Source organism: Paenibacillus sp. ALJ109b, from assembly GCF_010747435.1.
GTDB classification, from domain to species: domain Bacteria; phylum Bacillota; class Bacilli; order Paenibacillales; family Paenibacillaceae; genus Paenibacillus; species Paenibacillus taichungensis.
This window is the reverse complement of sequence record NZ_JAAIFP010000038.1, coordinates 24,083-36,775: the sequence shown is the minus strand read 5'-3', so window position 1 is coordinate 36,775 and position 12,693 is coordinate 24,083. Positions and strand designations below refer to the sequence as shown.

Here is a 12,693-nt window from a genome sequence, read left to right as displayed (position 1 = left end):
GACAGGTGTCCAGTTCCTCACGTTATACTTCTACTATATTCAAGTTGTACATAACGAGGAGGAATTGATGATGAACGTCACAGTATGCCAAAGCTGCGGAATGCCACTTACTACCCCTGCTCAATTCGGAACAGAAACGGATGGTACTACAACCCGCGAATACTGTATCTATTGTTATAAAGAAGGCCAGTTCGAGCAGTCCGATATTACGCTGGAGGGCATGATTGAAATGTGCACCGCCATTCTGAACCAGGAAGGTATGGACGAGGAATCAGCAAGGGCGATGCTGCGCAACCAGCTTCCTTTTTTGAAAAGATGGAATGCCTCCGGCTCAGAACGGAACGTAACATTTGGGGCAGAAAATTCGGATGAGCCCGTTGACCTTAATCAAGGAACTCGCGACAATCGGCTTTCCACAGAGCCCATTCGGTACGTCACACTGCCAGGAAAGCGCCTTGCAGGTGTGTCCGCCAGAACAACCAATTCCATTGAGATGAGTGGCAAAGGCTGTATTCAGGGACTCTGGAACAGCTACTTCGCCTCAGATTATCAGCCTGCCCCTGAAGCGAACCGCTATGGCTGTTACGCTGATTATACAGATGGCATAAATGGAGAATACACCATATTGGTGGGTCATGAGGTGGGTCCGGATGAAGCGTTGCCTGAGGGAGTGAGTTCCGTTGACCTGCCGCCTGCAACATATGCGGTATTCACCTCCAGAAAGGGCCCGATGGGCGAGGTCGTAGGTGAGGCCTGGGGTGCGGTGTGGGCTTGGAACAATCGGGGGGAGCGCACGTTTACTGGAGATTTCGAGTTGTATGATGAACGAAGCCTCGATCCTGAGAACGTACAAGTGGACTTGTATATCGCTGTTCGCCAAGAAAAACAAGAAAAAAAGTGATTATGGTCATTTCTTAATTCCAATTGGACCGTTTCGATCTATATCTCAGCAATGGAATACCGCTCCCGGATTTATGCAAAATGCTGTTAGGCTGTCAGGTTTTCCTGACGGCTTTTTTGGCGTTTCCCCTTTGTCTGTCCGTTCAAAATTGCCCTAATATGCACCCGACAACCGACCATGGTACCAAGTTAGCTAGCTTGCGCCGTACCTATACAACCAGACAATATGTCTTAATTTCGACACAATTGGCATTCCGAAAACTGGGTCTATTCACTTAACAACCGCTTCTATCCTCCCATACGAAACCTCACATATGCGGTCCTTTTCTCCTGAATTTACTTAAAAACGTTTACATCTCCTGAATACGGGGTAAAATCACTACAATCCAATTGGAATTACACCTTAAAGTTGCCTGTTTCGTCTAACAAGTCACATATACCTACTTGCGTAACAGAGACGATAACCCGTCGGAATACATAACCTAATAATAATCACATATGCATATTCGAAAATGCATTAAAGGAGGAACCAAGATGATCCGCATGCCTATTCAGCAAATGATCCCGTACCACCATCAATATCCGCGCAACACGGCGACCACTGCTCCCAAAAAGGAGAATGAGAACACTCAAGGTCTATCCTTTCATGAAATTTTGCAACAAAAAATGGCTAAAAAGAATGCTACCCCTTCTATGCGATAAATGAAAAGACGAGCGAATTGAGAAACGCTTACGTGGTTTGCGCCGTTCCTCTGCGAAGTTGTAGATGAACGGTTATTCGCGTTTTCACGATAAATGTTGTTACCTCAATATTTTAAATATGTACAGTCTATTGTCACATCCCTATAATGGGTTAAATATCTGCGGAACTTATATGAGACATAATCCATTTCAGGGGGCAAGTATGATGATGACCATTGGCTGTTTTCACGCTCACTATTCCAATATTTCACTGATTGAAGAAGCTCTCGCTCCTTATGAGGTTGAACTTGTACATTATGTCGATCCGGGGCTGGATCGCCTCAAACATGATGCTGATTTCACCGAGGCAGTTACGCATGAGAAAGTATCACAAACGCTGCAATGGATCGCACATTGTCATGCAGATGCCATCCTCGTCACCTGTACTCTGTTTGCGGCCGTACTTGAGAAGGAGGCACAGCATGTTCCCATCCCCGTGATTGGAATTGATGATCCATTACTTCGGGAAATGCAGCAGAATCCTGGCGAGTACATTCTAGCGTTTACCAACCCAGCAACTATTGAGGGAACGATGGCGCGGGTGAATCTGGCTTTGCAGCAAGATGATGAGGATGAGCAGCGACACGAGGCCGTGACCATAAAGACTGAAGCAATACTGATCCCGGGCACATTCGAGTTAATTATGCGAGGCGATAAGGAAGGCTATCTTGCATCGGTGAGCACCGGACTACAGCAACTTGCTGAGCAGTATCCAGATAACACGGTAGTCGCCGCTCAACTGTCGATGGCTCCCGCAGCAGTACGGGTCACATCAGATACAGGCATGGCGATCTATAGCCCGCTGGCATCGCTTGCAGCTTATTTCGAGAAGAAGTTGAACATAGTTCGGCGTTGAGTGTTTGAATCCGAGATGTAAGCCATTCAAATCATCTACGTCTACAATTAACGGGAGGAATAAGCGTGCGTTTTCTTTATGTTGTTATATTATTTGTAGTTGGATTTGCCTGTTCGGCATTTTTACATGGAAGTAATCTCAAACTCAGTGATGCACTGTTATTTGTTATTGCGGGGATTTTATATAAAATGTGGAACAAGAAAAATCAAGAATCTCATCCTGATGAGAACTGAACGTTTTTCAGATGATGTACACATACAAGAACTCAGAAAAAGGGCCGTTCCTCTCCGCGATCACGGAGAGGAACGGCTTTTTACCATGTCAGGCTGCCCAGATTGCGCTGTAACGGCGCCTAAGAGCGTGTCCGGTATTCCTCAGCCTTTTCCTGCATACCCGCTGCCACGGCCTCATTTTCGGACAAACCTTTGTCTGCGGCAAAAGCACGAATATCCTGCGTAATGCGCATGCTGCAAAATTTCGGCCCGCACATGGAGCAGAAATGAGCTTCCTTGGCCCCTTCCGCCGGCAACGTCTCATCGTGGTAGGATAGCGCACGTTCCGGGTCCAGCGAAAGGTTGAACTGATCGCGCCAGCGGAACTCAAAACGTGCTTTGGACAGCGCATCGTCCCGTCGCTGGGCACGCGGGTGACCTTTCGCCAGATCAGCGGCATGAGCAGCGATCTTGTAGGCGATAACGCCTTCCCGCACATCATCCTTATTGGGCAGGCCCAGATGTTCTTTTGGCGTAACATAACAGAGCATCGACGTGCCGAACCAACCGATCATTGCTGCTCCAATTGCCGAGGTAATATGGTCATATCCTGGTGCAATATCGGTCGTCAGCGGTCCCAGCGTATAGAACGGCGCCTCTTTACATATCTCCATTTGCAGATCGACATTCTCCTTGATCTTGTGCATCGGCACATGCCCCGGACCTTCAATCATCACCTGCACATCATGCTTCCAGGCGATTTGTGTTAGTTCTCCAAGCGTAGCCAGTTCCGCCATCTGGGCTTCATCATTGGCATCATAGATGCTTCCTGGGCGCAGTCCGTCTCCGAGCGAGAATGCCACGTCATACCTCTTCATAATCTCGCAGATTTCTTCAAAATGGGTATACAGAAAATTCTCCTGATGATGCGCAAGGCACCATGCTGCCATGATGGACCCGCCCCGTGACACAATGCCCGTCATACGTTTGGCGGTCAGCGGAATATATCGCAGCAGCACGCCTGCATGGATCGTAAAGTAGTCCACACCCTGCTCTGCCTGCTCAATGAGCGTGTCACGATACAACTCCCAGGTCAGTGCTTCAGCTTCTCCATTGACCTTCTCCAGCGCCTGATAGAGCGGTACTGTTCCAATCGGCACAGGTGAATTGCGGATGATCCATTCCCGGGTCGTATGAATGTCTTTGCCTGTGGACAGATCCATCACGGTATCCGATCCCCAGCGTACCGCCCAGGTCATCTTCTCCACCTCTTCCTCGATGGAGGAGGATACGGCAGAGTTACCGATGTTCGCATTGATCTTCACATGAAAATGACGCCCGATCAACATCGGCTCACTCTCCGGGTGATTAATATTCGACGGCAGTATGGCCCTGCCACTCGCTAGCTCCTGCCGCACAAATTCCGGTTCCACACCCTCACGAATGGCGGCGAATTCCATCTCCGGCGTGATCATTCCCTGCCGTGCATAGTGCATCTGGGTCACGCAGCGCCCTGCCTGTCCCCGTAACGGTTTACCACGCAAGCCCGGATACTTCTCGGCTCCAGTTCGCTTCCCTCCAGCTTTCAATCCGTTATCCTCCGGTTTTACCGTTCGTCCCTGGTAGGCTTCAACATCTTCACGCTCCGTAATCCAGCGGGTACGCAGCGCTGGCAGCCCTGCCCGGATATCGGCATGAAATTCGGGATCGGTCATCGGTCCGCTCGTATCGTAGACACGCAGCGGTTCGTTATGCTCCACTCCTTGAGGAGTATTGGTGTCATGAAGGGCAATTTCACGCTCCGGTACTGCAATGTCCGGTCGTGAGCCATGAATGTAAACTTTGCGGCTGCCCGGGAAGGGCTGAACCCGCCCTGCCGTACCTTTTTCCTTTGCCAACTGCTGATCCTGCTTGTCCTGTCCCATCGTTCGATTTCCTGTACTCATCGCTCTTGTCTCCTCCTCATTGGTGTTTGCCTGGGTTGAAATGCTTGCGCACGGATCCAAACCATCCACAACATAGAAAAAGAAAGAGCGACCATACAACACAAAATAGAGACATACAATTCAAGTAATACAGACATTCGAGGCAAAAGATATCGGAACCCGATGCTCGCCAATGCTCCCAGCTCTTTATCCAAAAGCAGCTCTGACACCAGCTTTCGCCTGTTTACTGTATAAAAAAAGCCGGTTCCCAAGGGAACCGGCTTATCTCCATCACCAATAACACACCTTATAGAGACTCCTTAGTGGAGCCTATCCATAGGTCAAATTATATGGTGTTCGTGATCGTATCGCCGATTACTTCCCTACGCTGGTATGATCCAGATCAGGTGCAAAGGGTCCGGAATCTCATGCGATTCCGTCTCAGTCCGGACAATTCGGACTCCCCCAGTAACGTTAACAAGTTGCAGCATCTAGGCCGCAGATTCATATTCAATTATCCTGACCCCGTTGGGCCATCCATTACAGAGTAGCGCAACCGAATCATAAAAACAACCTTTAAATTCCAGAAAATAAGATCAGGATAACATAAGTCCCATCTGTGTCGCAGCTTCCTTCAGCACAGGTGCATATTCATGCAGCGTCTCCTGTGAGAGACGACTAACTGGCCCGGATACTGACAGAGCAGCAGCGATGTTGCCTTTCCGATCCATAATGGGTACAGATACAGCGGCGGCTCCCGGTTCACGTTCCTCATAACTTGTTGCGTAGCCATATTCCAGAATGTCTTTCATCTGTGCCAAATATACTTTGGGATCGATAAATACCGGCCATTCCGGTCCATTCATCAGATCTTCGCGGTCCTCTTCGGTGGCAAAAGCCATCAGCACTTTGCTGGAGGCTCCCACGGATAACGGAAGTCTGACGCCCACCGGAGCTACACGACGAATCGCCTGATCACTCTGCACGGCTTGAATTCGAATCCGCTCACTGCCGTCACGCAGATATAAGCTCACGGTTTCGCCCAGTCGATCTCTCAGCCGCTCCATCGCAGGAAGGAGCAAAATGGCAGGATCATCGCTGCGAGACATATGGGCAGACAGTTCCCAGATGCGTATGCCAAGTCGATACTTCTCGGTGGCCGCATCCCGGATCACGAACCCTTTGTCCTCCAAAGTAGCCATTAGACGATGGACTGTACTTTTGTGCAGACCGATCTGGCTGGCAATTTCCGTGAGTCCCAGATCACTGCGGGTTGTAAAACACAATAATATATCCAGCGCCCGTTCTACAGCCCGGACGGTTAACTTTCGGTCTTCCATGGCAAGTTGCCCTCCTCATGTTTCATCACATGAAACTTGGTTACATAAATTATATGAGAAACGGTCTCATCTGTAAACCAAAAAGCGCCAATTGGAATAGGGATATTTGTAAATATTTTCTTTTTATAAATTAGAATCCCCTGCATTTTGCACCCTAAGGAAATGTTACCCATATATCTTCAGAACTATATAACAATTGCGTAACAAATGGTCTCAATCAATTGACTTTGACTATATTGGAACATACGATAAAGATATATTAAATTAAGATTTTGCTTCATAAGTAGTCAGAAAAATCATTTATCCGCTCTGTTCGTCTCGTTGTTATCTTCATTTGATTTTTAAAGGAGGGGCAATCATGTATCCGACATCCCAGAGCGAAGCCCCGCTGCAAACGAAAGTGTCAGATCTGCCTTCTTCGTTATCACCGAGGCTGATCCGGTTCAAACATATTGTCGTGGCGTTGTTGCTCTCCGTTGTATTTTTTCTGCTCTTTTGTTTCATTGCACTGCACGGTTATATTGCTTGGGTATTATCCAATCCAACTGTAGCGCCTGTATTCTCCAATCCCATGCAGGCGAAGAACATGAAGTATCAAGACATCACGTTCCCGGCAGCAGACGGCAGTCGAACAATGCAGGGTTGGTATATTCCGGCTGATGATAATGCAAACAAAACCATCATATTCAGCCATGGATATGGTGCGAATCGTGAAGAAACCTGGGTGCCGATGTATGACCTGGCCCATTATGCTCACCAACTCGGCTTCAATGTGGTGATGTTCGATTACGGTTTCGCTTCACAGGTGAACAAAGCTGTCGCCACAGGCGGCAAAGCCGAGTCCCAGCAGCTGCTTGGTGCTATCCAGTTTGCGAAGCAGCGCGGAGCGCAGGAGCTTGTCGTATGGGGATTCTCCATGGGTGCAGGTACAGCCCTGCAGACTGGGCTGATTACCAAAGATGTGGATGCTATGATTCTGGACAGCACGTTCCTGCTCGAGCCGGATACGCTGTATCACAACATCCATAACCAGATTGATCTTCCGCGGCAGCCTACGCTGGAGATTATGAACCTGCTGTTCCCGATTCTGAACGGGACCGGATTGCAGCAGATTCCGTATCAAGAAGTGAAAAAAGAAGATTATCCTTTCCCGATTTTCTTCATCCATGGTACAGAGGATGAGAAAGCTCCTTACCCCATTGCAGAGCTGCTTGCCGGCAACCAAACCAATTCAAATTCCGATGAATGGATTGTGGACGGGGCGCATCATGAGCTGATCTTCCGGGAGCATCCGAAGGAATATCTGCGCCGTGTCTCCACATTCCTGAGTCATGTGACCAAGACGAGCAGCGATGATGTGGAAAATACCAATACCGGAGAATCGTGAAAATCCGATAATTCAAGGGCCCCTATGGGGCTCTTTTTTTGTGTACATAGGACAACATGCCTGAAGAATATACTTTTGGGATGTAATTAAAGACAGCCTACCTTGTACATTACAAAATTGAACGAACCGGGGAAGCAAAATTCATTTCTGCTGCTGGATCTGAATTCAAATTCATCTGAACGGAGGTTTACCGCTTATGAATTGGTATGAATATGGGCATCTGCTTCCTCTGCGGATACTCGAAGAAATCCGTTTCTGGAAAGAGCAAGAGAAGGAACATACGATTGTCATTCGTGCCTTGGTTCCTGATCTTGAACCCTCTTATGTCAAATGGCTTGCGGAGTGGGAGGCAATCTTTGAGAACAGCGAACGAGTCGCAAATCAGCTGTTGAAGCAAATATTGCCGGGAACCCAGCCGCCTGCTCCTTACATCATCCGCTGCATTGAACAGCTCGTGGCTGCGGCCTGCACACAATCGCGTGAGTTTATTAGACAGCTATACGTCCTGCTGGAGCAAAGTACTGCTGTTCAGCAAGTGCCGATTGCCAAAGTGGTTATTCTGCATTTTATACGTGAATCCGAGTATTTCCTGGGGGTACTTGAAACGCTGAAACAATCTGGAGCTTTGCGGGATTTGGAGTCTGATCCCAACGTACAAGTTGCTTCAGCGCCCGTGTCCGAACAGCCCTATCGTGAAGCTGTAGAAGAATCGTCCAATGCTGCGGGAAAAATCAATAACTCCACTCCAGCGGTACAGGCACAATCTTCAGCGACTGTACAGTCTCCCGATGCAAATGCAGAAGACACAACCAATTCTACAGCTGCGCCGGTCAAGGAGAAACCCGTGCCTATTGGAGGGCACACACTGCCACCCCTACCCTACGCCTACAATGCGCTGGAACCACATATCGACGAGATGACGATGCGCATACACCATGACAAACACCATCAATCCTACGTGGACGGACTGAACACCGCGGAGAAAAAGCTGGCAGAATCGCGGAAAAAGAATAATTTTGAACTCGTCAAACATTGGGAACGTGAACTCGCGTTTAATGGTGCAGGCCATTACCTGCATACGATCTTCTGGACGATCATGAACCCTAAAGGCGGAGGCAAGCCTTCCGGTATGCTCGCAGAGCAGATCAAGCGGGATTTTGGCAGCTTTGAAGCGTTCAAGAATCAATTCACCGAAGCCGCCAACAAAGTGGAAGGCAGCGGCTGGGCCATGCTGGTATGGAGCCCGCGGGCGCATAGATTGGAAATTTTACAGGCCGAGAAACACCAGAATTTATCTCAGTCCGACATCGTGCCTCTCCTGCCGCTTGATGTATGGGAACATGCCTACTATCTGAAACACCAGAATGAACGCAAAAAATATATCGAGGACTGGTGGAAGGTTGTGTACTGGCCAGCTGTGGCGGAACGTTACGAAACTGCTCGCAAGTTATTATGGCCGCCTTATTAGGATTCTCGGGCTAAGCATAGCATCGGGGAGTACTCTGGTGCGCATTGAATCCATGGTGCTATATATTGATGTAAAAAAGAGATATCTCCAGCCGAATGACTGAAAGATATCTCTTTGTGTTTGAATACAACTATTTACTTGCGGATAGAAGCTGCCTCAATCGCTTCATAAGCCCAATGTGTGGCAGGTACATCCGACCAATGTCCTGCCGCATTCGTTTCAGCTTGAAGACCGATCAGCTTATTCAGCATTGTAACAGCTTCAGCGCGGGTTATCGGCTGACTTGGACGGAACGTGCCATCCTTGTATCCGGTAACTACTCCCGCCGAACTTAATTGTTCTACTGCTTGTTGCGCCCAATGCTCGTTCACATCGGTGAATGCTGTCGGCGCAGTAGTCATCTGAGCAGATGTTAATAACGGCTGTAACACGACGGCCATTTCCGCGCGGGTAATCGCTTGATCCGGCTTAAAGCTGCCATCTGTATAGCCTTGAACAGAACCGGATTGGGCTGCTGCTGATATAGCCGCTTGTGCCCAGTGGCTGGATGTAACATCTGTAGATTCATGACTTCCCTCAAGAGTAGATGCTCCCAGAATACGTGTGATTATTGTTGCCATTTCCGCACGAGTTACATTACGCTCTGGTCGGAAACTGCCATCCGTATACCCCTGAATATAAGGGTGTGCTTTCAATGTGTTGTCTGTCCAGTCTTTGACCTTAACAATGGAGAATGTACTGAATTTGTTTACTTCAATCTCGACGCCTTGCTGATTATCAACGTTTAGGGTAACCGTTTTGCCGTGTACAAGCTCCTTCGTTCCATCACTATGCTCAATATATACACCTAGCTCCTCAGACTTCACACCTGCAACCTGATTAGCATCTAAAGGCAATATGAGCGTAACAGGTCTGCTCTGTAGATTCGTTTCGATCATCATTGGACGTCCAATGATCTGGATATCCGTTGTGCCTACGAATTGGATGATCGACTCATTCGCCTGTGCTCTCTTTTGGATCTCTGAACGTTGGGATTCCTTCTTCACCGGTACAAGACGGAAATAAATATCATCTGTGTGTCCGTTCAAGGAACTCGCCGGAATGGTAATCTTCACATTGGGATTGGAAATAACCAGCTCCACTCCTTGCTCTGCCAGCATTGCTGACGATTGTGGAGAGAAGTTCATATCCCACTGTGATACTTCATCTTTTGCGTCAGGAATCAAGACAACCGCTGTACGGGAGCCTGTCTGTTTCAACTGGTCGATAATGGTTTGCGTTTTGCTCTGATCAAGAAAAAGTTCATCCTTAACCGTACCATCTGTTCCTCGAGTACGTTTAATCTCCAATGAAGCGATCGTTGAAGCTTTATCCCCATTCGCTACATCCACTTTAATTACTTCTTTCTGTGGAGCTTGTGGAGTTGTTGGCGTTACAGGAGTTGGAGTAATAACTCCCCCAGCTCCCCCATTACCTGGCGTTTCTGGATTGGATGGGGTTATATTAATCTTCACTGAATTAGAAATTCCATATTCGGATACGCCATCTTCATATACAGCTCTAACAGCGAAAATATATTTTTCGCCTTCTCTAAGATCATTAATTTCCCAACTACTATTCAAAATATTAGAAGTAACAAGTACCCATTGTGAAGGGTCTACTGGTGCTGATGAACCTTCGTACATATAGACCGAAGCTAATCCGTTCATGATTGGATCCCAAGTTAACGTAACCTTTTTCTCACCTTTTGTTGCCACTATATGCTGTGGTACAGGAAAGTTCGGTTCTGGGTCTGGATCTGGATCTGGATTAGATCCACCACCATTATTATTATCTTCTTGCGGGATCACAACGTTAGATGCAATATAATCTGAATTTTCTTCACCGGAAGCATACGATCTAACTGCAAATACATAGGACTGTCCATTCGTCAGATCACTGATATGTCCATCACTGTAACTGTCCGTCACATCCGTCCACAGATCGGGATCCTCAGGCGCTGCTGTTCCTTGGGACATATACACGCGATAATCTAATTCTGGCTCTGTAGTCCATTCAATGGCGACCTGACCATCACCAGGTGTAGCCACTACGTTTTGTGGAAGAGGAGTTGAGTTTGCAAGTGTTGAATATCCCCGATCTCCCATGTTCTTAAGCTGACCATTCTTATCTTCTACCGCCAGGAACACTCGATACGAAGTGTTCTCGTCCAGTCCTGTGAACAAGAACGATTTCTCTTCATTGGCTTCTAGATCAACATAAGTTAGATTAGCTAAGGCATGTAATTTAGTATCTTCGTCAGACTGTCCTACGATTTCCTCATCATACAATTGATTGTCAAAATAAAATCTACCAGCTTCATTAAGCTTCACTTTAACTTTAGATGTGGACTGAGTAACTGTTCCATTCATAGGATATGGATACAGATAATCTATTGTAGGATCGGGCAGTGGTGGAGTCGGTGCATACATAAGCTTGGATGAACGCAAGATCGGATACCCATCATTGATCCTGTTACGAGTTGTCCAAACTCCATCGAAATCCCATCCATTGAAATTAGATCGTTGTTTCATCTGCTCAGTAGTAAGACCCGTTGCATAATTAGAACCATTCTGCTGGTTCGTACTACTCTTGGCTAAATCATAGTAGTTATTAGTAAAGATAACTTGATTCTCTGGATCATTCAAATTACCAATGACTGACCCTATCGTCTGATCATCAATGGGTGATGATGAATTATCAAACATAACGTTTACAGAGGCCGCCACATAATTATTAAGTACATTTATTTGAGAGGTGTTACTCGAGCGACGTACTTTATTCACTTCACCAAACAAGCCGCCAACACCTTCAGCAGAAAAGTCATTATTCCCTGAAGCATCAGATCTAACAGAACCGACCACATAATTGTCTGCAATGGTATGGCTTAATTCAAAATTAAGTTGACCAACTAATCCCCCTATTAGGTAGTCACCTGTCACCTGTCCTGAAACATAGCTTTGACGGATGAAATTATCATTCGACTCCCCAATAAGTCCACCTATAGAATCATAACCACTCACTGTGCCTTCTGCTGCATTTCCAACGATTGTGCCTTTATTGCTTTCACCCAAAAGCCCACCGAAGGATTCACCATACTCATCTAAGCCACTTACCGTGACACTAGTGCTATTATTCAGGTACTCACTTTCGTCCGAGTATCCTGAGATGCCCCCTACTCTTATATTCCCTCGTATATTTCCGCTGATATGCACGCCTTCAATGCGTGACTCTCTAATTTCTCCTGCAAGCCCACCTACCATCGCATCACCTGTAAAGGATACATTATTTAATATAAGATTTTTAACCTCAGCACTTTGTAATCCGTAGAATAACCCCACAGATTTCTGGGTATCATCTGTTGTTCTCAAACCAGAAATTGAATAACCATTTCCATCGAACCTGCCTGTAAAAGGCATAAGCTCATCTTCTATCATGTCAGCAATTGGAGTCCAAGATCCTCCGTTCAAAAACGTGCTCATGGCTGCTTCAGAAATATCATTCTTCAGCTTGTAATTACCGTTTAAGTCTTCTCTTACACAATAGAGCTCTTCAGGCGTACTAATGAGCTTCCATTCAACATCATCAGAATCTTTTTCCGTCAAATCATAGCAACTCTTGGCCTGTACGACACCTTGTTGAAACACAACTGGCAGCATACCGAAGACCATAAGGAACGATAATATCACGACCCCTATTCGTCTCAGGAGCCTGGCGCGCTTCTGGTGATCCTTTTTTCGCATGTTCGAATCTTCCCTTCTCTATCTGTTGTAGGAAGATTATAACTATCAGCTCTGAACGGATTCTGAACATTTATCGGCATTT

Annotated in this window: 9 protein-coding genes and 1 riboswitch; of the genes, 6 read left to right on the top strand and 3 right to left on the bottom strand. The window is 47.0% G+C overall.

What is annotated here, in order from left to right; genetic code table 11:
- Positions 1-67 precede the first annotated feature (67 nt).
- From G3352_RS29290 to G3352_RS29275, 4 genes are all read left to right on the top strand, one after another.
- Positions 68-901 (top strand): zinc ribbon domain-containing protein, encoded by an 834-nt coding sequence (locus tag G3352_RS29290; protein WP_345940823.1) that lies wholly within the window; start codon positions 68-70, stop codon positions 899-901.
- Between the two features lie 533 nt (positions 902-1,434).
- Positions 1,435-1,602 (top strand): hypothetical protein, encoded by a 168-nt coding sequence (locus G3352_RS29285; protein ID WP_163761517.1) that lies wholly within the window; start codon positions 1,435-1,437, stop codon positions 1,600-1,602.
- A gap of 202 nt (positions 1,603-1,804) precedes the next feature.
- Positions 1,805-2,497: a hypothetical protein gene (locus tag G3352_RS29280; protein WP_205525118.1), complete on the top strand. Its 693-nt coding sequence runs from the start codon at positions 1,805-1,807 to the stop codon at positions 2,495-2,497.
- A gap of 65 nt (positions 2,498-2,562) precedes the next feature.
- Positions 2,563-2,730: a hypothetical protein gene (locus G3352_RS29275; RefSeq protein WP_163761515.1), complete on the top strand. Its 168-nt coding sequence runs from the start codon at positions 2,563-2,565 to the stop codon at positions 2,728-2,730.
- A 119-nt stretch (positions 2,731-2,849) separates the two neighbouring features.
- Here the strand turns inward: G3352_RS29275 and thiC are convergent, their stop codons facing one another.
- Positions 2,850-4,634 carry a phosphomethylpyrimidine synthase ThiC gene (gene thiC, locus G3352_RS29270; protein WP_240343283.1) on the bottom strand — a complete coding sequence of 595 codons (1,785 nt, stop codon included), beginning with the start codon at positions 4,632-4,634 and terminating at the stop codon, positions 2,850-2,852.
- 363 nt (positions 4,635-4,997) lie between these two features.
- Positions 4,998-5,111: riboswitch (TPP riboswitch) on the bottom strand.
- Between the two features lie 119 nt (positions 5,112-5,230).
- Complete coding sequence (locus tag G3352_RS29265) at positions 5,231-5,974, bottom strand: IclR family transcriptional regulator (protein ID WP_063568040.1); 744 nt, start codon at positions 5,972-5,974, stop codon at positions 5,231-5,233.
- A 358-nt stretch (positions 5,975-6,332) separates the two neighbouring features.
- On the opposite strand from G3352_RS29265, the gene G3352_RS29260 reads away from it, so the two are divergent.
- Entirely contained in the window at positions 6,333-7,361 is a 1,029-nt protein-coding gene (locus tag G3352_RS29260) for an alpha/beta hydrolase (protein ID WP_076290486.1), read from the top strand.
- 196 nt (positions 7,362-7,557) lie between these two features.
- A complete protein-coding gene (locus G3352_RS29255; protein WP_163761514.1) occupies positions 7,558-8,829 on the top strand; it encodes a Fe-Mn family superoxide dismutase in 1,272 nt (423 codons plus the stop codon).
- 134 nt (positions 8,830-8,963) lie between these two features.
- On the opposite strand, the gene G3352_RS29250 is transcribed toward G3352_RS29255, so the two are convergent.
- Complete coding sequence (locus tag G3352_RS29250; protein ID WP_163761513.1) at positions 8,964-12,611, bottom strand: S-layer homology domain-containing protein; 3,648 nt, start codon at positions 12,609-12,611, stop codon at positions 8,964-8,966.
- Positions 12,612-12,693: the final 82 nt, after the last annotated feature.